General features: G+C 47.0%; 28 protein-coding genes. All 28 read left to right on the forward strand.

The annotated features are described in order from the left end of the window. Positions 1-335: 335 nt before the first annotated feature. Positions 336-1,064 (forward strand): RcpC/CpaB family pilus assembly protein, encoded by a 729-nt coding sequence (locus AN963_RS19495; protein ID WP_055746134.1) that lies wholly within the window; start codon positions 336-338, stop codon positions 1,062-1,064. Beyond that, positions 1,061-2,485, forward strand: coding sequence for an AAA family ATPase (locus AN963_RS19500; protein WP_055746135.1), 1,425 nt, complete (start codon positions 1,061-1,063; stop codon positions 2,483-2,485). The genes AN963_RS19495 and AN963_RS19500 overlap by 4 nt, the downstream gene beginning before the upstream one ends. Before the next feature lie 12 nt (positions 2,486-2,497). Beyond that, complete coding sequence (locus tag AN963_RS19505; protein ID WP_055746136.1) at positions 2,498-3,985, forward strand: CpaF family protein; 1,488 nt, start codon at positions 2,498-2,500, stop codon at positions 3,983-3,985. A 10-nt stretch (positions 3,986-3,995) separates the two neighbouring features. Further along, a complete protein-coding gene (locus tag AN963_RS32020) occupies positions 3,996-4,148 on the forward strand; it encodes a hypothetical protein (RefSeq protein WP_236708020.1) in 153 nt (50 codons plus the stop codon). 92 nt (positions 4,149-4,240) lie between these two features. Continuing rightward, on the forward strand, positions 4,241-4,894 hold the full coding sequence (locus AN963_RS19510) for a type II secretion system F family protein (RefSeq protein WP_236708021.1): 654 nt from the start codon (positions 4,241-4,243) through the stop codon (positions 4,892-4,894). Positions 4,895-4,897: 3 nt separating this feature from the next. Then, positions 4,898-5,806, forward strand: a complete 909-nt coding sequence (locus AN963_RS19515; RefSeq protein ID WP_055746137.1) for a type II secretion system F family protein — start codon at positions 4,898-4,900, stop codon at positions 5,804-5,806. Positions 5,807-5,880: 74 nt separating this feature from the next. Beyond that, entirely contained in the window at positions 5,881-6,057 is a 177-nt protein-coding gene (locus AN963_RS19520) for a hypothetical protein (protein WP_055746138.1), read from the forward strand. Then, positions 6,054-6,551, forward strand: coding sequence for an A24 family peptidase (locus tag AN963_RS19525; RefSeq protein WP_055746139.1), 498 nt, complete (start codon positions 6,054-6,056; stop codon positions 6,549-6,551). Before AN963_RS19520 ends, AN963_RS19525 begins: the two co-directional genes overlap by 4 nt. Then, on the forward strand, positions 6,548-6,979 hold the full coding sequence (locus tag AN963_RS19530; RefSeq protein WP_055746140.1) for a TadE/TadG family type IV pilus assembly protein: 432 nt from the start codon (positions 6,548-6,550) through the stop codon (positions 6,977-6,979). The genes AN963_RS19525 and AN963_RS19530 overlap by 4 nt, the downstream gene beginning before the upstream one ends. Further along, complete coding sequence (locus tag AN963_RS19535; protein WP_055746141.1) at positions 6,979-7,485, forward strand: hypothetical protein; 507 nt, start codon at positions 6,979-6,981, stop codon at positions 7,483-7,485. The genes AN963_RS19530 and AN963_RS19535 overlap by 1 nt, the downstream gene beginning before the upstream one ends. A gap of 97 nt (positions 7,486-7,582) precedes the next feature. After that, positions 7,583-8,200, forward strand: coding sequence for a hypothetical protein (locus AN963_RS19540; protein ID WP_055746142.1), 618 nt, complete (start codon positions 7,583-7,585; stop codon positions 8,198-8,200). Positions 8,201-8,308: 108 nt separating this feature from the next. Continuing rightward, a complete protein-coding gene (locus tag AN963_RS19545; protein ID WP_055746143.1) occupies positions 8,309-8,587 on the forward strand; it encodes a hypothetical protein in 279 nt (92 codons plus the stop codon). A gap of 151 nt (positions 8,588-8,738) precedes the next feature. Then, entirely contained in the window at positions 8,739-9,497 is a 759-nt protein-coding gene (locus AN963_RS19550; protein ID WP_055746144.1) for a hypothetical protein, read from the forward strand. Between the two features lie 2 nt (positions 9,498-9,499). Then, positions 9,500-10,363, forward strand: coding sequence for a P-loop NTPase family protein (locus AN963_RS19555; protein ID WP_055746145.1), 864 nt, complete (start codon positions 9,500-9,502; stop codon positions 10,361-10,363). A 13-nt stretch (positions 10,364-10,376) separates the two neighbouring features. Beyond that, positions 10,377-11,165 carry an SAF domain-containing protein gene (locus AN963_RS19560; protein ID WP_055746146.1) on the forward strand — a complete coding sequence of 263 codons (789 nt, stop codon included), beginning with the start codon at positions 10,377-10,379 and terminating at the stop codon, positions 11,163-11,165. Continuing rightward, positions 11,162-12,280: a hypothetical protein gene (locus AN963_RS19565; RefSeq protein WP_055746147.1), complete on the forward strand. Its 1,119-nt coding sequence runs from the start codon at positions 11,162-11,164 to the stop codon at positions 12,278-12,280. The genes AN963_RS19560 and AN963_RS19565 overlap by 4 nt, the downstream gene beginning before the upstream one ends. Next, a complete protein-coding gene (locus AN963_RS19570) occupies positions 12,280-13,629 on the forward strand; it encodes an ATPase, T2SS/T4P/T4SS family (RefSeq protein WP_055746148.1) in 1,350 nt (449 codons plus the stop codon). Before AN963_RS19565 ends, AN963_RS19570 begins: the two co-directional genes overlap by 1 nt. A gap of 134 nt (positions 13,630-13,763) precedes the next feature. Continuing rightward, entirely contained in the window at positions 13,764-14,525 is a 762-nt protein-coding gene (locus AN963_RS19575) for a type II secretion system F family protein (protein WP_236708022.1), read from the forward strand. Continuing rightward, positions 14,525-15,364, forward strand: coding sequence for a hypothetical protein (locus tag AN963_RS19580; RefSeq protein WP_055746150.1), 840 nt, complete (start codon positions 14,525-14,527; stop codon positions 15,362-15,364). The genes AN963_RS19575 and AN963_RS19580 overlap by 1 nt, the downstream gene beginning before the upstream one ends. Before the next feature lie 13 nt (positions 15,365-15,377). Beyond that, complete coding sequence (locus AN963_RS31555; RefSeq protein ID WP_169791930.1) at positions 15,378-15,524, forward strand: hypothetical protein; 147 nt, start codon at positions 15,378-15,380, stop codon at positions 15,522-15,524. A 62-nt stretch (positions 15,525-15,586) separates the two neighbouring features. Then, entirely contained in the window at positions 15,587-15,787 is a 201-nt protein-coding gene (locus AN963_RS19585) for a hypothetical protein (protein ID WP_055746151.1), read from the forward strand. 242 nt (positions 15,788-16,029) lie between these two features. Then, a complete protein-coding gene (locus tag AN963_RS19590) occupies positions 16,030-16,362 on the forward strand; it encodes a hypothetical protein (RefSeq protein ID WP_236708023.1) in 333 nt (110 codons plus the stop codon). A 3-nt stretch (positions 16,363-16,365) separates the two neighbouring features. After that, complete coding sequence (locus AN963_RS31560; protein WP_169791931.1) at positions 16,366-16,518, forward strand: hypothetical protein; 153 nt, start codon at positions 16,366-16,368, stop codon at positions 16,516-16,518. Further along, the gene (locus AN963_RS19595) at positions 16,518-16,934 is read left to right on the forward strand and encodes a hypothetical protein (RefSeq protein ID WP_055746153.1); all 417 of its coding nucleotides are present in this window, start codon (positions 16,518-16,520) and stop codon (positions 16,932-16,934) included. The genes AN963_RS31560 and AN963_RS19595 overlap by 1 nt, the downstream gene beginning before the upstream one ends. 81 nt (positions 16,935-17,015) lie before the next feature. After that, positions 17,016-17,579, forward strand: a complete 564-nt coding sequence (locus AN963_RS19600) for a hypothetical protein (protein ID WP_055746375.1) — start codon at positions 17,016-17,018, stop codon at positions 17,577-17,579. A 136-nt stretch (positions 17,580-17,715) separates the two neighbouring features. After that, entirely contained in the window at positions 17,716-18,054 is a 339-nt protein-coding gene (locus AN963_RS19605) for a DUF3870 domain-containing protein (RefSeq protein WP_055746154.1), read from the forward strand. 277 nt (positions 18,055-18,331) lie between these two features. Beyond that, a complete protein-coding gene (locus AN963_RS19610) occupies positions 18,332-19,270 on the forward strand; it encodes an ABC transporter permease (protein WP_055746155.1) in 939 nt (312 codons plus the stop codon). Next, positions 19,267-20,184 carry an ABC transporter permease gene (locus AN963_RS19615; RefSeq protein ID WP_055746156.1) on the forward strand — a complete coding sequence of 306 codons (918 nt, stop codon included), beginning with the start codon at positions 19,267-19,269 and terminating at the stop codon, positions 20,182-20,184. The genes AN963_RS19610 and AN963_RS19615 overlap by 4 nt, the downstream gene beginning before the upstream one ends. The last annotated feature ends 1 nt before the right edge of the window (position 20,185 follow it).

Below are 20,185 nucleotides of genomic sequence, written 5' to 3' on the forward strand. Positions count from 1 at the left end.
TAGCTATGTGCGGACGGGATAAGCGCTGAAAGCATCTAAGCGTGAAGCCCCCTCCAAGATGAGACTTCCCACAGCGCAAGCTGGTAAGACCCCTCATAGACGATGAGGTTGATAGGTTCGGTGTGGAAGCGTGGCAACACGTGGAGCTGACGAATACTAATCGGTCGAGGACTTATCCACACTCTTAGCAAACATGCAGATCCAGTTTTGAAGGTACGAACGTATATAGGAATGAAGAACCGTGCAGATATTATTGCATGGTTTTTTTATTTTCTTTTTTTGTCCCTACCACTCCGTATAAGCTAGCTCTAGCATGTACGAGAGGAGGGAGGATCATGTCTGTACATCCGCTGCGACTTTTGGCATTACTGTTACTTGTCTCATGCGTAGGAATCGGTTCGTATTTTCTGGTTAAACCGTACACGGTGACGTATATACAATTACGGCAAGACGTGAACAAAGAAAGTGGACAGTTACTAGAAACCAAAGACATTGAGCCATTGGTTGTAAATCTGGGGGGCGCATTCAAAAGGCAACCAACGCCTATCCCAGGGTTACTACTTTGGGATGAAGCACCTAATATCCTGGGAAAATCATTGAACCGCAAAGTGAAAGGAGGACGTCCGTTACTCGAGAGTGACTTAGATCAAGCTGGACAGACCGAAGTCGACACCAAACTGAATACAACCAAGACCGGAATGAGCATTCCTGTCGACAACGTGGTAGGAGTAACGCCTCATCTATCAACTGGAGAGCGTGTTCATGTGTATGCATCCTTTGAAGACGATGCCGGAGCACATTCTGGTTTGCTTTTGCAAAACATGCCTATTATTAGCGTTCAAAGGGAGATGGAAGGTGAACAGCCAAACTTGGTGGCAGTGACTCTTTCCCTATCGAGAAACGAAGCTGTTCTGTTAACCCATGCGCTCCACTATGGCAAAATTCGATTAGGCTTGGCAGCAGTGATGGATGGACAGAAATCAGGAATAGGTGACACTGTCTTTGCGACAGACCTTATGAAAACCAAGAAACGTTGGGGCAATCAAGAGGAGGAACGAGAGTGAAAAAAAGCTTGCTCATCGTAGATGATGATATCGAATCGATACATGTCCTGCGGCAGCATTTAGCCACGAGTCAGTGGTTGGACATATGCGGATATGCGACCCGCGTCGAGGAAGCTTGGCAAATGCTGCAGGCAACTCGTCCGGACATGGTGCTATTAGGGGGGATCAAAGAGACGGAGAGAGGAGTGATCTGCCAACAGTTCCGATTGGCGTTTCCTCATTTGTCCTTTATCGCTGCATGCTCTCCACAAGAACTCATGTGGGAACCATTTTTTCGTAACCTGGGTATCTGGGTGGTAGCAAAACCAATTCAACCAGGCCAAATCGAAGCGCTGGCTATGATGTCACCGAGTCTAGGAGCAACTACGATAATCAAGACCTCACATCCCGATGATATGTCTTCTTCTTTCTCTTCGCAAAATCTTTTCACAGCTCCCCAAACAGTTGCTGAGGCTCCATTACAGCCCGATTTTTCAGCAGCTCAAACGATACAAGCACCTCAGAAAGCTAAACATTTGATTACTGTGTATGGACCCAAAGGCGGTGTAGGCAAAACATTTATATCGCGGGAGCTTGCCGTTTTCTTTTCTACGCAGAAAAAAGAGGGTCATCCTCTCCGTGTATTGGCTGTTGATTTCAATTTGGACCTAGGCACCTTTGCAACGACACTAAACTTGCCTCGAACACCCAATATTTTTACTTGGGTGCAGGAAATCGACAACCAGCTTCAGGCAATGGCACGGCGCCAAGGAAGGGATCCACTTTTATTCCGGAATGAAGAATGGCAAGAGTATGTATCTGCTTTAAATTTATCTCCCCACGACATTTCAAAGTACATTGTCAGTCATACTGAGACGGGACTGGATGTGCTAACCTCTCCACGTGATATCCGGCACAGCTTTGAAATCAAGGATTACCATCTTTACCTGATTCTCGAAACGTTAAAACATAGCCAATACGACGTCATCTTGATTGATACGGCGCCTGATACTACCGATGCCACCATACAGGCGTTATTTTTTGCTGAACAAGTCGTCATGGTGGGTAACCCAGTTGTCGACTCCATTGAAAATATTCAGCGCTTATTAAAGCTGTTGCGAGAAGCAGAGTATCCGGAAGCACGAATCCAGGTGTGCATGAATCGCCTGCAACGAAAAGAAATGTTCACGCTAGACGAGATCAGGGCCTATTTCCAGCTTCACCCCAGCAAAAAGATTTTCTCCATTCCAGACGATGCAGAAGTAAAGAAATCGATCAATAGTGGCATACCCGTCATGCTCCATCCCGGTCGCTCATCTGCCAAGGATGCGATTGAGACGCTAGGGAAAGCGCTATTGCCCATTGACTCAGAAAAAACGATGCCCGGTGCTCAGCCAAAAGCAAAAGAACGACCATCTTTATTTCGATGGTTATGGGGATAAGGAGGAACGATCATGTTCGACAAAAAGCAGCTGCTCGGTATTCAAAACCCGAGCCGTGCTGAACAGGACTTGCGGACGATAGGAAGAGAAGCGACACGGGTTCCACAAACGCTGAACGAAAAAATACAAGGTAGCACGCCGCAGAACATAGGGGAAAACCGGATCCATCATGAAATGGAAGGATCTATCCGTACTCAGATCGTGGAGAAATACGGAAAGCGCTTGTGGGAGGAGAAGCACTCCACAACTTTTTTATCTGAGCTGGAAGTCGATATCAAAATGCTGCTGGAAGCACTAACACCACTATCTTCTTTTCATATGGAAGCAGAAGTGAGGCGTATCCTGCATTCCCTGACAGGCTGGGGACCACTGGATCACTTGCTAGAGGACTCAGATATTACGGAAATCCTCTTTCACCGTTATAACTATCTGGTTGTCGAAAGAAAAAGCACGGGCCGTCTGGAGGCACCAGAAATCCCAGTGTTTCGGGATGAGGAGGAAATGCTGAGATTGCTCGAACAGATTGCAGCGACGATGGGAAGAGAATTCAATGAGACAAAGGCGGAATTACATACGCAGCTACCCGATGGTTCTCGTGTGGCGGCGACGCATCGGTCGATCTCACCGGATGGACACATGGTCACGATTCGAAAACATCGGGATCTGCTGAGTGAAGCTGATTATTTACGGTATGGATCCATTTGCGAGCCAATGCTCCTGTTTCTGAACAGGGCCATAGGATTATCACGTGCCTCTGGGATCGTAAGTGGAGGGACGGGATCAGGAAAGACCCACTTGCTCAATTTACTCTCACAGTACGTATCCCCTTCTTTGAGTATTATTACCATCGAGGACGTACTGGAGATGAAGCTTCAGCATCCATTTGTGCGCCGTTTTTTAGCCAAACCAGCGAATTACGAAGGAAAAGGAGGCTTCTCCATAAAGGATTGCGTCCGTTTATCTTTGCGAAAGCGGCCAGATGTCATCATGGTCGGAGAGACACGAGGCGGAGAAATTGTGGACATGCTTTGGGCGATGAACACAGACCACCCCGGAAGCTGGAGCACCGCACATGCCAATTCTCCGCGCGCATTGGTAGATTCAACGTTACCGATTTTGTTTGGCAAAGCAGATGAAGCGTATAGTGCTGAGGAGCGGAATCTGATGATCGGGTCTGCGCTAGATTTGATCGTGCAAGTAAAACGCTTTGAAGAGGATGGAAGCCGAAAAGTGGTAGCGATAACAGAGGTAGTCGGCACTGGCCAGTCACATGAAGAGTGGATTAAACGGGCGTGCAATATTAAGCAGGTGGTACCAGACCGGGTCTATTTACAAGATATTTACGTGTATGAACCAACAGGTGTTCGAGATGGAAAAGTAACCGGTCATTTTAGATGGACAGGCTATCGCCCCGAGAGATTGATTAAACGATGGGTGGAAAAAGGTTTGTCACGAGAGGAAATTGATCGCGTCTTTTTTGCCGATCCGATTTCAAGCTAGGAGGAGAAGAATGGGTGATTTGAGCTTGTCCCTCGCAGCAGGAATCAGCATCGGACTACTCTTGCTACTCGCTCCTCAGAAATGGTACATACGAGACCAGCAGGCAAGCATGCCATCGTTGATCAACTCCAACGAGATAGAAAGACATTCTGGCACGGTCTAGAGGACAGACTCCTTCAGTCACGCTCGGGTTGGAGTGTCAATCAATATGTCACCTGCTCTTTTTTGCTCGGTCTGTTGTCTTTTGGACTTAGCATGCAAATTTTACAGTCTTGGTTGCTCGCATTACCTGCATGGCTGGCAGGAGTATTATTTACCGAGAGGATCGTTACGATTTGGGGCGCCAGAAGAAAAGATCAGTTTGAAACAGGAAATGTAAAAGCCATACGCCTCATGGCCAGTTCGCTACGGACATCGCCTTCCTATTTGCATGCATTTGAGCAAGTTGCAGTAAGCTCGTATCTGGATGCCACTGTGACAGAGGAATATCGCCGTATCGTTGAGCTGTTACGAGCACAAGTCCCTTTGGAACGGGTCATGGCTTCCTTTTACGAACGGACTGGTTCAGCAGATGTGAAGTATTTAGCAACCATTGTCCAAATTCAGCGGGAAATGGGGGGAGATATGGCAAAGACGCTCGACTTGGCTGCTTCATCTATATTGCGCCGAAGACAATCTCTACGCAGACAAAAGGCTGCGATGGCCCAAATCATCTCACAAGTCAATTTACTCAGTGTCATGCCTTTTGTATTCGTAACGGCATTGTATGTGAACAATCCGCATCACTTTGATTCGCTGACAGCTACGCTAGGAGGACGGTTACTGATTCTGGCGTCTTTAGCATGCATTTTACTCGGTGGAGAAGCCATCCGCTTTGTCGCGCAAAAAAGTGTTCACAGAGGGGGCTAGAGCATGGGAATCATTTGTGTGCTGATCGGTTTGGCGTTTTTCTTGTACGGTCTACCAGCATGTCTGGGCCGTGAAGGTGGGCTGATTCTGACCCTCTTTGGCAGGATTGATCAAGAGCAGCAAGCTCAACTGAACCACTCCTTTCAGCAAACGCAAACCAGGTGGACGATTGTGAGGTATTTGGAAAAACATGATGAAGCTTTGGAGCGGTTGTGTGTTTGGATGGGAATCGAACGGAAGAAGACGGAAGAGACACTCAGGAGACTTCATTCCAAAGTATGTTTGCCAGAAGTGGTGGTTGTACGTGCGGTTTGCATGGTGCTAATCGCTGCTGCTCTTTTGTACCTCATTGCGAGTATCTATATGGGGCAGTCTCTTGGTATGGTAAACAGTCTACCTCTGGTGGCCGCTCTCATCCTGTACATGCTTCCGACTTGGTTGCTGGAGTGGGCGGATCAACGAATCAAAGGGGAGATTCGAGAGCAGGTTCCGATTTTTTTCAGTATTGTACAAGCCCTTGTTGAAGCAGGAATGCCCATACAGTCTGCTGTGAAAGAAACGGCCCGACGCTTTGACACGAGACTGGGTCGAGAGCTGGCACGTTTGGAGATCGAAGAAAAGCGTTTAGGGACTTGGAGACATGCTCTGAAGGAGCTGGCTTTTCGCTGGGAAGTAGATGCGTTGACCACGATCGCTTTGGAAATGAACGAAGCGATTAGTAAAGGAGTGAGTATTTCCAGCATGCTGGCTGTACAGGTGGAAGAGCAAGTCAGACAGATGGAAGATGAGGCATCTACTCGAATGAATCGTCTCAATATCAGGTTATTGCCATTTGTGATTATTCTGATGGGTGTACCTTTGTTGTTTCTAGTTATGGGGCCGGCGTTGATTGGGATCGGGGATCGCCTGTAAATATTTTTGCGGGGTGTTCTGTCATTTGACAGAGTGTAAGTAGAAGTTAGAAATCGAATAAGGAGTGAATGCAAATGACCTTTATTACAAACTATGCCAAGCGGTTTTGGAATGAGGAGGAGGGTGTCACGATCGTAGAAATGGTTATTATCGTAGCGGTCATCCTCATTTTGATTATCCCCACACTGGCTTCTCTCGGGGAAGCAGAAGATGCAAAACTGAAAGAACTAGAAGAAAAAATAAGTAAATGAACGACGTTGCCTTGTTAGGGCTGCTGACGGTTGCCGCTTACTTTGATTGGCGTCGCCGCAAAGTTCCAAATGCGTTGACTTTGCCAGTAATGGCTGTTGGGCTGTGGTATCAATGGCAAGTAGGAACAGGATGGATTGCTTGGGGAGGATTAGCTGGGGCGTTTATCCTCACGCTTGGGCCAGTGGCTTGTAAAGGGATGGGTATGGGTGATCAAAAGCTGCTGATGGCGGTTGGAGCATGGAGCAGCTGGGCAGAGGTATACTCCTTGTTTCTGTACGCTATTTTGTTGTGTCTGCTGATGATTATTATATTTCCACGTACATGGTCGCGATTACGAGAGAATCTACAAAAAATAGTTGTTGGCTGGAGTGCACATCGACAATTGTGGCTGCCCGGCCCTAATCAAACTGCCTTTTCCCTGCCATTTGCTTTTTTTCTGTTGGGTGCATTTTGTATTCAGCAATTCCCTTCTGTTATAGGGCTTCACGTATGAAGCAGAGGTGGCGTCATATCATTACCGCATTTATCCGGGATGAAAAAGGCAGCCAAATGCTCGAGTTTATTTTGGTATTTCCGCTGGTGTGGCTATTGATCGTATTTTCCTTTGATCAATTCAGCATTTTATATAACAAGCAAAAGGCGTTGGCGGCTGCCTATGAGGCAGGGCGGATTGCAGCTGTGCAGCCAAACTACGGACTGGCTGTGTACCATGCAAGAGAGCGAGGCGAGGCAGAACTGCGTGATGGAGTGGGCGTTGCCGCTCAAGCAATTCAGATTCAGATCAAAGGAGGAGGTTGGAAAAAGGGAAATCATATTCTTTCGGAGGCTACCATTTCTTTTTATTTGCTGGCGTCCGGGAAGAAGGTCGAGCTCACAGAAAGCTACTATATGATGATCGAAAACGCGGAGGATAAAAAGTAATGCGTATCCCGACCCAATACACATCAAAGCTTGCTGATGAACGTGGTGATGTTATGATCACCATGATTTTTTTCCTCTTTTGCCTGTGCGGACTGCTTTCCTTGCTGTTGTTTCAGGAGCAGGCTAACTTTCTGCAGATGAATACGCAGCATACGGCCGATCTCATTTCAAAGGGCGCTCGTGCAGCCGGGAAATGGGAGTATTTCGACACAGAGGGAGAAAGGCAGACACGACTCTATGCAACTACGGAAGAAGCCATCCAATCCCAAGCTGAAATTATCCGTGGAGCAAGAGAAGAAGCAGAAATCCTCTGGAATCTTAACCGATCTTCGTTAGAAAGGGGCACAGATGCAGCACGCATCACTCATCAAAAAGGCGAGAAGCCGTATTTATATAGGCAGGGCATCTATCATGTTCGAATCGGGGTGGACAGGAGTCTTTCTTTGTTTTGGGGAGATGAGGAGGTAGAGTTGGAACGAGTTTCTCAATCAGAAATGTATGACTAAAGACATGACCGGGTAAGACGGCCCTGTTATTTTTGTCCTAAACCACCATGGTAATTTAGAAGTATATTCCATAAATGGTTTTAGGAGTGAGGGAGCTATGCCGTCAAAAATAGTAGATCGATACAAGCGCATTCTCAGCGGAGAGCAAAAGCGTTTTTCCCCATACGAATTCGAAGATGCGCAGTATCGCAAACAAAAAGTTCAATTGGTTGTTCGATACGCGATCGAAAATGTGAGGAAGTGGACACCTGAGCAAGCGCGTCGCCAATTGAGCATTCAGGATGTAAGAGAACTGAAGCTGCATTTGGTGCGGGAGTACATCGAGCCTCCCATAGAGGCTAAGTCAGAGGATGTCTACTATATGGTTGAGTTCGCTTATCCGTATCTCCCTAGACAATCGGAAGAACAGAGGGTTTTGTGGGTGTATCAGGAGGTCCTGTCAGGTATTCGACGTCACTTTCCACCTCTGTATTTCCAGAGTATCAAGGGAGAGGAACGTGCCAAGATTTGTGTTGATTACATGTGCAGTCACTTAATGAAGCTGCCTGATATTAACCAGTTGCCCAGAATATTTGGGAAAACGGAGAGAGCGTATAGCTTGTTGAAAAAATACAGACTGAAAATTCTTGTAGACACGCTATATTTTTCGCCTTTTGACATGGTGACAGAAATGTATCCCCATTTGAACGATCCCGTTCTTTGGGAAGAAGTATAAATATATTTGCGTGAGCCCACTGTCTTTTTTTACGGTAGTAGTAGTTTCATTGGCTTATAAGCACATGAAACGGCCGTACTCTACAGGTGAGAGAAGGAGGCGTTGCGAATGGCAACAGTAGAGGCTCACCAGCATTGCTCTGCGACAGTAGAGCAGCTTCTTGGGCGGAGGGTCCGCTATCAGAAGCACAAGCCAGGCAGGCATCTTTCGGTGGAAAGGTTGCCAAGGGAAAGCTTCCAGATCGAAACCGTACATCGATTTGGAAGCAGAGTAGTACTCAATGACGGGGTCATAGTGATGGAGGATGCTCCGACCGTCATGGAGCGCGGGGGAAGAATCGCTCTTCTACTCGCAACGGGAGAAGAGCTCTATCTCATGACTGAGTAAGCTCCCGCAGTCGCCTTACACGGTTGCGTGTGGGGCGACCCATTAATCATATCGGACTCGAGTATGGCTAAAAAAGATTTGACGAGTGACGAAAGATGTAGCAAAATGTCTATTAAAATATAAAAATGTAAAAATTTGGGGGTATTTTGTCGTGTTGGCAAAGAGTGCAATTGAATTAGTCAACCGCTGCTATGAGGAGACAAACAGATTAGTGTCACTCGAGGAATTAAAGGAATCGTTTATCGTCTTCGTTTTTGGAGACTATCAGGATGAGTTCCTGACGCTGTATGACCTGGAGGATTTTTATGCGCATCTCGATCAACTCCAATTGACGAACTGCCGGAGGGACTTTGATAAGGCAGTTGAGGACTGGTATATCATTCAGTATGGAAGTGTAGCAAATGAAGCGAATTACCACGACATTTTATTTACTCTCGTAAAGGAAGCCGTCGTGCAGTATCAGTCCCAGAATCGGACTGCACTCGTTCGTGATGTCACCAAGCTGCTGACGATGCCAACTGCATTCGTCGCTAGGTGGCAAAATGGTTTCTTGCGTGAGAGCTCATTGCCTACTTACTTTAAATACCTCATGAAGCTCGGTATTCGTTCCCATGAAGACATAGAAACATTAGTCGATATGTGGCTGGTTGAATATCCGAATGCCTTTGATAAAAAGCAGCAGCAACTATTTGCGAATCCACCACGACGTGGGCGGCCAAATAATGTGGAGCTGGCCTTACTCATTGAGATGGCGTATAAGTTCAAGCCTGAAATGACCTCACAAGAACGAGAGCGATTGAGAAAAATCTACTATTACCATCGAAAGTCTCTAACGGTTCGCGAGATGGTTGAGAAATTTAAAAACTATATAGGTAGTAAAACTAAATCAGACGATTCCCAGGTAGGATAGTCATGTTTCATCAGATGAATCGCTTTGTTTCCCGGTTTCGCGACCTGGAACAACAAGAGTTTTCTCATACTCGCGAAGAAGAACAGCGATGGAAGATGCTCAAGGACAAGCTTTCAGCATCTCCTGCAGCAGAAGAACAACCACTCTCATTCAGTCGCAGCTGCATAGCCGTCACCAGTTTGTACTCTCAGGGAGGAGCAAGTTTCATAGCAGCCAACGTCGCTTATGCATGGGCAGGAAAAGGAATTCCTGTCACGCTAACAGAGATGCCTAATGCCATTTCATACTTGTACTTTGCACTAGATTACGAGCGCAGAATACATCGACAAGCAAATCCATATACATCCGCACCATTGCTCCTCATGCAAAATAACCATCTACGCATCCAGATTGACCCCCCGTTGGAACACAATAAATCATCCCACATTGACCCTGCCCATTGGTTACTACGTACATGCAAAGACAGTCCTGTAGTCGTTATTGATGTTTCTTCCCGGTGGAAAGAAAACGAAGCGAAACAAATATTTGAGTTAGCAGATGAAATCTGGGTTGTATTTGATACCGATCTCGCTCGTCTAACTCGATTGTTTTTAGTAGAGTCTGCACCTTCGTGGTGGACAACTGAACGAAGCAAAATCAAATTGATTGCAAACAAATGGACCCAGCATTTGTCGCGTTCCAGTGTGATGAAAAAGATCGAAGGAACGTTATCTCTTTGGAATCTGGAGCATGGTCCGGTTGAGGTAGAGTGTACTCTCCCACTGATGAATAGTGAAAAGATAGGAGATGCCCAGGCAAAGGGGAGCCTGCTACTGGAGCATTTTTCAGAAGAAGAGCGCGAGTTTTTGCCGTTGATTCACACCTAAAAGGAAGGGTGCTATGAAAAAGCAAACCTTGTTTATGATTTGCCTAATTTCCTTTCTATTGGCAGGTTCGTCTTTTTACGCTGCGACTCAATATATCGACGCGATGGCAGCCGAACGCTTATTTGCACCGGTCGTTAAAGTAGCCCAGGGCAAAGAAATAGCCCCTTTCGAACCGATTACTCGGGAAGATGTGGTGCTCATTTCAGAGGAAGTTGATGAAATCCTTCCCGGCTCCGCGCGTGATGTGGAGAGCGTAATTGGTAGAAGAAGTGTTCAGACCATCTATGAAGGAGAGCAACTGCTTACGAACAAACTGACGGATACACAACTGCTACCTGAGAAAGGACAAGCCAGATATGAGTTTCCCTTGATGTATATTCAGCCACTGACTGAATTACGGAAGGGAGATCATGTGAAGATCTGGGTAAAGTATAAGCCCATTACGGAATTGCAGGGTCTTCCGAATCCCGTTCAATTTACCAAAACAAATGACACAGCAGAATTTCTGTTTGAAAGTCAGCTGGCCAGTGTGAGAGACAGCAACGGGATAGAAATTTATACGTTAAAGCCCAGCCTGCTTCCGTCACCTGATCATATGGATGCGGTGTTTAACGGTTCTCGTGAAAAACCTACGCAAAATGGAGAAAAACGATATCGTGACTATCGAGTGCAGCCTACTGCCTTGCCTGCATTTGTGGGATTCAATCTGACTGATCAACAGTACGTTATTCTCTCAGAGGCGATGTCCTATGGAATGCTGCAGGTTGGCCATATCATGGTTACAAAGGAGCAAGCTTCATGAAAATTATCGTTTGCTATCCGATGAAATCGTTGGCAAAAACATATATGCCCGATGCTAGCGAAGCTTTAGTAGCAGAGACATCTTCAGAGTTTTTCCGTTATGTCCAACACTATCAACCTGAAGCAGCCGTACTGTTTTCAGAGATGTTTTCTACTCCAGCTTGGGAGTGGCTGCCTGCTGTAAAGGACTCTTTACCAGAGGGGATCCCTCTCATTATTGTCCCCCTCTATCGGGATGAAACGATAATTGGAAAAGTAACAGAGGAGACGCAACTGCAAGGTGTCTATGTCTTGTCAGCACAGTTATCCCAAGAAGAAATTCGTAGTCAAATTAGTCTCATACTTGGACTGATGAACGATACTCAGGTGAAGGTGGAGAGCGAGAGTCTCGGAATTGTCTACGCATTGATGAGCTATGGTTCGTCTGGGATTACAACGTTTTGTATTAACTATCCGATTGTATTGGCTAAGCAAAATCCAGACAAGCGGATCGCTGTCCTCGACATGAACGAGGCAAAGCCAGATTTAACACGTTTTTTCAAACTGCAAAAGCATCAACTTGCTCTTTTTCGTCCTGATTTTCTGGATGCAGGCACGGCAAAAAAACGCAATTGGATTAACGTCTGCAAGCAAAGTATTCATATGCCAAATCTGTATTACGCTCACGCAGCTACTAAGTGGAAGAGTTCAGAAATTACGAATCTCATTACGGCATTTCGCCATCAATTTGACTTCGTGTACGTAGATTGGGGGTATTGTTTCCCAGAGACAGAAACGTTGCAGCGCATGCTGTACACAGCTGATCGCAACCTATTATTCGTTCGGGCAGATCCGTTCAGTATCGAAAATGCTAGGGAATGGATTCGAACCTGGAGGAAGCGGGGAGTAGCGTGTGAAGTGCTTCTCAGCCATTTAGATAAAGGGCAGCCGTTCCGAATTGGGGAGGATATATCTTTGTATGGTATCGTTCCTCGCATCTCTGAAGGAAGACTGATGCAGTCTCACCGCAGCAACAGTGTATTGGTCGAAGAGTTTTTTCCGCCGAAGCCCTACATGAGCAGTCTCAAGCAAATGGCTGAGGCTGAATATAGCGAAAAAAGCGCGGTGTTGAGTTAATGCGTACGATAGAGCAGCCTTGGACAGCGTCACGTTTGCGAGAAATAGAGGACCTCAAACAGGCGTCACGGGACTACCTCAATCATTTTGGCAGTACCAGAGAAGAAAAATTAGAGATGCAAAAGATACTATCATCGGCTGAACAAGGAAACCGAGACAGCCATAATCATATTATTCTTCGCTTGCAGCACTACTTTGAAGAAATCGTGAAGCGTCCAGTCACGGAAGAAATCCTGCCCCACGTAAATGGCTACGAAGGTCTTACTTTTGCTACCTACGGGTGGGGCATTCTCGATGCCGTGCTGCACCTGTCACCGTGGGTGGAGGAAGTACGCATCTCGGCAAACAGAAAAGTAGCGTACATCGAGCATGGCGTGAAAAAGTCTCTCCCGTATGTGCCTTCATGGCGGGAAGTGGAGACCCTCCAGCAAAAGCTGACGAATGCCGCGGGTCTTTCCTTTAATGAGAAAAAGCCTCGTTTGAGTGGATATCTCGATTCGTTAAAAGCCAGGCTGACCATGTTCACTTTTCCCTATTCACGTGTTCCCACGATTTTGGTCAGGAGATTTACGACTCCGGCATTTTCACTGGATAGTCTACGTAAGCAGCCTCAGCCGACCTTTGATGAAAGAGTGCAGTTATTGTTGGAGCAACAAGTGCACGGACGAGGCAATGTACTTGTTATCGGTCCGATGGCAGCGGGCAAAACGACGTTGATGCTGTGCATGCTGAAGCTAAAAGATCCGAGCACGGAATACGTAACCATTTTTGAAAGTGAGCACGAGATGCGGTTTGGTGACGTATGGGCGGGAGAAGTGATCGAGCTGCAAAATGTAGAGGAAATTGGAATAGAGCTGGCACACTGCTTTAAAGACATGTATCGATCTACGGCCAATACGATCCTCATTGGAGAAATTCGCGAGCCCATAGAAGCCTATCACTTTATTAACGCTGGCGTCAGAGGGACCGATGCTACGATCGGTGCTATGCATGAACGGTTTCCACACAAGGCTTTGCAAGACTTGACCGACCTTGTCTACCAATACGGTGGACGGAGTATCGAGTTGACGCAGGAAAGGATCAGCAGAGCGGTCAACTTTGTGAATTCCCTTACCTATCGCAATAATGGACATCGCTTCATTGACGCGATCCATACTACGGAATGGAACGAAACCTTTGGCAGAGTGGAGTCGGTGCCACTTGTCTGTCGAAATATGCAGACAGGGTCATACGAATGGACGGGAAAACAGATCGCCCCTCATTTGATTGAATACATGTGTCACGTAGGGAAGGCGGATATGGACGTGTTAAAAGAGCTGGGCTTGACGGATGTAGGCAGACAGCTATGAACTACTTGTTGCTCATCCCCATGTTTTTGTGCTTCTACAGCAGTTTCCTGTTTTTGGGACTTCATTTATATAAGCGGTGGACTGCACCCAGAGTGTTTTTTCCGCGAACGGTTGAGGTGTGGCGGGAAAAGTTTTTGAAGCATGCGACACGCCGAAAGCTGTACAACCGATACGACAGATGGTGCCAGATTGGGGGAGGGACTCCAGAAGCACACTTGCTGGTCTCGCTGATCGGGGGTGTCGCAGGATTTGTATCTGGCATTCTAATAGGCAATCTCATCGTCTCTCTCTCCTTATTTCTGCTATTCCTCATACTTCCGACTTTGTTGCTATATGCCCGTTTTACGGTGCGCATCAACAAGAAGATCAGTTCATTTTGCCGTTTCGTTGAGTTGTTTGCTCGCTACTACAATAGCCGTAAAAATATCATTCTGACCTTTCGAGACATGATTGGCGAGTGTCCAAAGGAGTTACTACCTGATCTATTGCTTGTTAATAACAGTTTGGCAGATGGCGGCAATCCAGTCTTGGCTGTTGAACAATTTGCAGAGAGGCTGGACCATCCATGGGCGTTTGATTTTGCGACGTATATCGCGAGCGGGCTAGAAGGAGAAACCGAAGACATTCAAGCTCCTCTCAATAGGCTCACGAATGAGATGTTTGTCCAGCAAGACGAGAAGGAAGAGCGCGACAGTGAAATTTACTCGATCTGGATCAGCTTGCTGGTGGTCATCGCCATCTGCATTTGTCTGATTCCATACAATCAAGGATTGCTGAAAGACTCGTATCGTCTCTATTTTTTCACTCCGGACGGGCAGGCAATTCTTGCGCTTGCGATCACGGTATGGTCGTTTTCGATAGTACTTGCTTTCATCTGGGGAAGGAGATATCGCTGATGCCAATGGTTGTGATGTACACGTACCTGGGATTGGGTTCTCTCTTTGTATTCACTGCATCCTTTTTGATCGGAAAATATTTGATCAGTATGAACCGTCCCAAGCTGTTCATCTCCAAGTTGTGGTGGAAAAAATGGGAGCGAACACTACAAGCAGATGAAGATGAAAAGTGGGAGCAGTTACTGAATCGGGCTGGAAGACCATTTGGCTGGGGGAAAGCGGAGTGGGTGTTTTTGCAGCTTGTCTGCGGTAGCTCGGTTTGCTTTCTGATTCTCTTATGGGCGATCTTAAGTCGTTTCGAATCTTTTCCTATCCTATCAATGTGTCTCACTTCTGCTGGCAGTTTCTTGCTGCCTTACATTGGCTTGAAAATGTGGGCAGGTCATCGGGAGGATATGCTCAGCACTGACATTGCGCGATTTATCAATCGGTACGTGACATTGCTGGAAAATCAGGTCCCCATCTACAGCGCGATGGTAAAAGCAGCGCGGCCGACAAGAAAACTAAAGGAATACGTTCCGACACTCTCAGAATGGAACAAGGATCCGGATGAAGCGTTGGAGAGCTTCAAACGCAAAATGGGAGTAGACGATGGGGTCATCCTTGTATCAAGTATCCGAACCGTCGAAAAGTTAACGGAAGGACAAATAAGCGTGACCATGCAGCGGATGGAGTGGGCTGTCGACCATCGCCGTATGTTTCGCCATCGCAAAAAGATTAAGTCTTTGGGAATCGGCTACAGTGTGATTGTATATCCCGCTTTTTACATGGGATTGCTTGTAGCCATGTTTCCTTGGTACAAGCTACTTACTGAGATATTGGATAAATATTTAACCTGACAAGGAGCCGCCCATGACAAAGCTGTTCTCCATTATTCTATGTATCGTATTTACCTTGGGGATCATCGTCTCCAGCTTGTCCGAGATCAATGATTCGGTCGTCAAAGATGGTGGATTACGAGATCGAGCTGTTAGCTGGATCGATCAAGCGATACCCTAAAGATCGCCTATTATGACTTTGCTAGCTATTCTTAAAGCCAAAAAATAAAAGGAGTGAATTTTATGTCAAAGATGTTCTTTATTTTCTTAGCCTGCGTGATGGTGTTAGGTATCGGTGTAAGCTCTTACGGGAATGAGTTAAGCCCGGCTGCCAACGATTCAGCTGAGAGTATCAATAACTCAATCAACTCTCTCAACTACGACACGAGAAATGAAAACATCAATTTCCGGACGCAAAACGGTACGTCCTACACGTCCAACTAATGCTCGCCCACCACGTATTTCTCATCATTCTGATCATGGTAGGGAGTTTATGTTCGATTCTCTGGGGTCTACGACCGGAAGAACAGCTGCGCCAAACGCAAGAGGAAAGGGTGCATAGAGTGGCTACCGTCATCTTTCACTAGAAAGAGCATGCGCACTCGCAAAAGATGGTCAAAGCGAAAGTTTTCATTATATGTCTAACAGTCCTTATTCTTGTTCTTTCGGCCATAGGAGCCTACCACATGTATGCCATGGAGCGGGCAATCGCACGAAGCATCTATGCCGATCTACTCGACGATATGCAAGATATCGGTTACCTGGATTCAGCTCTCGCAGAGTATTACCTACAGGAAATGGCGGAGCTGGGCTGGGATGTGACAGGAGATGTGTTCGCTGGCACCAGTCCGCGAACAGAGAATGAGCGTGCACGCAAAGAGCGACAGGAAACGGTGACTCTTGCCATCAACATTCGTCCATCTCATGTAGCGCAATGGCTGCATCGTTTTGTGGAGGGAGAGGTCTCGTTTATGTTTGTGGGTAGCCGTCCTTCTGAATACTTTGACCCGGGGTGGTAGACCATGAATAAATTGATTGCGACATTGGCTCTTCTAGTACTGGTGTTACCGCTGACCGTAAATCTCTTGCTGACTGGTCCAGACAATCTGATGTCAGCATGCACGCAGTTTTTTGGGGAACTGCTCGGCAGTGTAACCCGATTTGGGACGAGCTGATGGGACAACTGATTGCCGTCATCTTAAATGTCATGGTACTCCTCCTCGTTCCTCTGGGCATCTTGCAGATTCATACCGTCATACAGGCGAAAAATGAATTGCTGGAGGTCAGTGCGGCGGCGGTTAAGTACGTGAGCAATCACGGGGGAGTGGATGAAGTAACGGTGCAGCAAGAGGTGCTAGAATTGATATCACGAGAGCTGGTGGAGAAGCAGATGTCGTTGCCTGAACCAGATCTGGATGTGAGTATTACCCGAACACGCTGGGCGGACCCGGCATTATGGAGTCACGAGGATGAATTTGTGCTGAGGATGGAGATTCCTTACCCTCGTTTTACCGAGCTGATCCCTTTGCCAGCGGGAAAAATGCAAGTGACAAGGCAGGGAACGATTAACACCATGGACTACGACCTGTAAAAAACGAAATAGAAAAACGATTATAAAAGATAGAATGGGGAGGCGATCCGCATGGGGATTAACGTCTTGTCCATTTCGTCTATCCTGTTCTTTTTGTTGGTAGGGATGTTTGTCGTGGATGCAGATATGGCGATGCAGAAAAAAACAGAAGTGAAGATGTTGTTGGAGCTGGCCAATCACCATGCCACGTTTGCTGTAGATCCGATCTTGAAGACTGAGGGCGTCATTGACCTCATAGAAGACCAAGCACTGGACCGATTCGCCATAAGGATGAACGAAAACGGTGGATATCGCCGAGAGCAACAGTTATTCGTTCCTGCTGACGATAGTGTTACGACAGATCCACTTCCCTTCACTCGTTATTACGTAGATTTTCGAGCATGGCGACAAGATTTGGAGCTCCGCTTGCGCTACAACGGAACTGCCCTCTTGCAGGAGCGGGTAGTACCGGGGACGATGCGCCCAACAGGAGGACGATTGCAAGTAACGGTCGTGACAGAACAAGGCGAGGAACTGCGCCTAGCACCGAAAATCATGGTAGGTCCATCCCATGTGGTTGTAGCGTTTGTAGACGAGCGACCCTTTCTGCCGATCCTTCCGTCCCATTCGTTTCCGGTTGCCTCTGTAGAAGAATTGAAACATTAGTCTGAGTTATTTACAAATTATGAATTTCTTTGGTACTATGTAGGAAAGTGCTTAGCCAGCTTGCGATTGTGAGGAAGTAGCTCTCCGAACGTCCCGCATGGCCGGCCCTTAAGTACGACAAGGTGAGGTTTTCGAATTGTTTGACAAAGATACCATTTATATCGTAGGCGATGCTCAGTCTTCTTCCAACAATCCGATCACACAGCAATTCAGTTCCTTTTTTATAGGATTGGTCGTCGATACGTCAAACGACAAGATTGTTGAGGCAGCTTGTTCCTCTACGGTTCAGCTGACGTCTGATTTTGCAAGGTCTATCTTTATTGGCCACTCGATTTTGGCATCAGATGAGATTGGAGAAGAAATTCGTTATCGGTATTTTGGATCTTCCCAAAAGACATTGATTGCAGCGTTTAAAGACGCACAAAAGAAGTACAAACAGGCTATTTCCGTAAGAACCAAGACAGAGGTACGGTAAATAGTACATAGGCTGCTTTATTTATTCGTATGCACGGCATACACGTAAGTAAAACCCAGCAAATGCCATCGCGTTGTGCATTTGCTGGGTTTTTTGTTTACCGTGGAGCAGCGTCCGCTTCTGACCTCGAGTCAGTAAAACCTTCCACTAAATCGCGGTCGCGCAGCCTTGCGCAGATCTCGTTAGAGGCTTTCTTACCATTGTACCCACTGTCCTGATTCAACAAATTCACCAAAGCTGTTTCTACCAGAATGATTGACTAGAAGGAGGGGATTCCTTGCTATCATTTGTCTTTCGCAGATTTATCTCCATGCTCGTTACTCTTTGGCTCATTATTACGTTGACCTTTTTCCTCATGCACGCCGTACCAGGATCACCTTTTGAAAAGGACGGCAAAGGACTTAATGAGGCGGTGGCAGCCAACCTGAATGCCTATTACAACCTGGATAAGCCTCTGTTAGTCCAGTATGGGTTGTATTTAAAACAGCTCGTTCAATTTGATCTGGGGCCGTCGATCGCAAACAGCTCCGATACCGTAAACAAAATGATTGCCCGTGGATTTCCTGTATCGTTTCAGCTTGGTGTTGTGGCGGTCCTCTTTGCAATCGTAACGGGTATCGCATTGGGGGTGGTCGCTGCATTGCGGCATAACCGGCTCATTGATTACATCGCGATGATTATCGCGGTTATCGGAATATCAATTCCCAGCTTCGTCGTTGCCTCTCTCTTGATTAAATATTTGGCGGTCGAATGGAAGCTGTTGCCGACAGCGACTTGGGGTACCTGGCAGCATGTCATCATGCCAGCGCTGGCCTTGGCATTCGGACCGATTGCGATCATCGCTCGACTCACTCGTACGAACATGTTGGAGGTACTGACGCAGGAGTACATCGAGACGGCACGTGCAAAAGGCTTGTCACCTGCTACGATCGTATTCAAACACGCGCTGCGCAATGCGATTTTGCCAGTTGTTACGCTGCTCGGTGCGCTCATCGCGAACGTGCTGACGGGTAGCTTTGTTATCGAAAAGATTTTTGCGATTCCCGGTATGGGCAAGTACTTTGTGGCAGGCATCAACAACCGCGATTATTCGGTCATCATGGGAACGACCGTTTTCTATAGCGCCCTGCTCATTTTTATGATGTTCGTCGTGGATGTTCTGTACGGCATCATTGATCCGCGTATCAAGTTCCACGGAAAGGAGAGCGAAGGATGATTGTTTCTGATGAATTGTTTGTCCCGATGCGAAAAGACAGCTCCAATACGGAAGCGATTGTACGACCTCAACTTACCTATTGGCAGGGAGCGTGGCTCCGGCTCCGCGGCAACAAATTGGCGCTGGCAGGACTCGTGATCATTATCTTGTTAGGTACGATGGCAATTGTCGGCCCGATGGTTTCTGGTCATGACTACGCCAAGCAGTCGATTATCACTAAAAACAAAGGGCCGTCCGATATGTACTGGTTTGGGACGGATGAATTTGGCCGCGATGTTTTCACACGGGTATGGTACGGTGCTCGCATTTCTTTATTCGTTGGTCTGATGGCCGCTCTTATTGATTTCTTCATCGGTGTCTTGTACGGAGGGATTTCCGGTTACATGGGTGGCCGGGTCGACAACATCATGATGCGATTCATTGATATTTTGTACGGTCTTCCTTACCTGCTTGTCGTCATTTTGCTCATGGTCGTCATGGGACCAGGCTTACTGACGATTATCGTAGCTCTCAGCGCGACGGGATGGATCGGGATGGCGAGAACCATCCGCGGCCAGGTTCTGCAAATGAAAAACTCGGAGTACGTGCTGGCTGCAAAGACCATGGGTGCCAAGCCTTTCTACATCATTCGCAAGCATCTGCTGCCAAACACGATCGGGATCATCATCGTGTACGTGACGCTGTCCGTTCCTACTGCGATTTTCTCGGAAGCGTTTCTCAGCTTCCTTGGCCTCGGTGTTCAGGCTCCACGAGCAAGCTGGGGTGTAATGGCCAACGATGGACTGTCGACGATTTTATCCGGACATTGGTGGAGACTCTTCTTCCCAGCTTTCTTCATATCCTTGACGATGCTTGCGTTCAACGTGCTCGGTGACGGTTTACGGGATGCGTTCGATCCGAAGTCAGGGAGGTAGG

Origin of the sequence: Brevibacillus choshinensis, from assembly GCF_001420695.1 — a bacterium.
Classification (GTDB): Bacteria; Bacillota; Bacilli; order Brevibacillales; family Brevibacillaceae; genus Brevibacillus; species Brevibacillus choshinensis.

Bases quoted from the DNA above. Each gene is read 5' to 3' on its own strand.
- AN963_RS19495 (WP_055746134.1), top strand. From the start codon at position 336: ATGTCTGTACATCCGCTGCGACTTTTGGCATTACTGTTACTTGTCTCA.
- AN963_RS19505 (WP_055746136.1), top strand. From the start codon at position 2,498: ATGTTCGACAAAAAGCAGCTGCTCGGTATTCAAAACCCGAGCCGTGCT.
- AN963_RS32020 (WP_236708020.1), top strand. From the start codon at position 3,996: ATGGGTGATTTGAGCTTGTCCCTCGCAGCAGGAATCAGCATCGGACTA.
- AN963_RS19510 (WP_236708021.1), top strand. From the start codon at position 4,241: ATGCAAATTTTACAGTCTTGGTTGCTCGCATTACCTGCATGGCTGGCA.
- AN963_RS19515 (WP_055746137.1), top strand. From the start codon at position 4,898: ATGGGAATCATTTGTGTGCTGATCGGTTTGGCGTTTTTCTTGTACGGT.
- AN963_RS19520 (WP_055746138.1), top strand. From the start codon at position 5,881: ATGACCTTTATTACAAACTATGCCAAGCGGTTTTGGAATGAGGAGGAG.
- AN963_RS19525 (WP_055746139.1), top strand. From the start codon at position 6,054: ATGAACGACGTTGCCTTGTTAGGGCTGCTGACGGTTGCCGCTTACTTT.
- AN963_RS19530 (WP_055746140.1), top strand. From the start codon at position 6,548: ATGAAGCAGAGGTGGCGTCATATCATTACCGCATTTATCCGGGATGAA.
- AN963_RS19535 (WP_055746141.1), top strand. From the start codon at position 6,979: ATGCGTATCCCGACCCAATACACATCAAAGCTTGCTGATGAACGTGGT.
- AN963_RS19540 (WP_055746142.1), top strand. From the start codon at position 7,583: ATGCCGTCAAAAATAGTAGATCGATACAAGCGCATTCTCAGCGGAGAG.
- AN963_RS19545 (WP_055746143.1), top strand. From the start codon at position 8,309: ATGGCAACAGTAGAGGCTCACCAGCATTGCTCTGCGACAGTAGAGCAG.
- AN963_RS19555 (WP_055746145.1), top strand. From the start codon at position 9,500: ATGTTTCATCAGATGAATCGCTTTGTTTCCCGGTTTCGCGACCTGGAA.
- AN963_RS19560 (WP_055746146.1), top strand. From the start codon at position 10,377: ATGAAAAAGCAAACCTTGTTTATGATTTGCCTAATTTCCTTTCTATTG.
- AN963_RS19565 (WP_055746147.1), top strand. From the start codon at position 11,162: ATGAAAATTATCGTTTGCTATCCGATGAAATCGTTGGCAAAAACATAT.
- AN963_RS19570 (WP_055746148.1), top strand. From the start codon at position 12,280: ATGCGTACGATAGAGCAGCCTTGGACAGCGTCACGTTTGCGAGAAATA.
- AN963_RS19580 (WP_055746150.1), top strand. From the start codon at position 14,525: ATGCCAATGGTTGTGATGTACACGTACCTGGGATTGGGTTCTCTCTTT.
- AN963_RS31555 (WP_169791930.1), top strand. From the start codon at position 15,378: ATGACAAAGCTGTTCTCCATTATTCTATGTATCGTATTTACCTTGGGG.
- AN963_RS19585 (WP_055746151.1), top strand. From the start codon at position 15,587: ATGTCAAAGATGTTCTTTATTTTCTTAGCCTGCGTGATGGTGTTAGGT.
- AN963_RS19590 (WP_236708023.1), top strand. From the start codon at position 16,030: ATGTATGCCATGGAGCGGGCAATCGCACGAAGCATCTATGCCGATCTA.
- AN963_RS31560 (WP_169791931.1), top strand. From the start codon at position 16,366: ATGAATAAATTGATTGCGACATTGGCTCTTCTAGTACTGGTGTTACCG.
- AN963_RS19595 (WP_055746153.1), top strand. From the start codon at position 16,518: ATGGGACAACTGATTGCCGTCATCTTAAATGTCATGGTACTCCTCCTC.
- AN963_RS19615 (WP_055746156.1), top strand. From the start codon at position 19,267: ATGATTGTTTCTGATGAATTGTTTGTCCCGATGCGAAAAGACAGCTCC.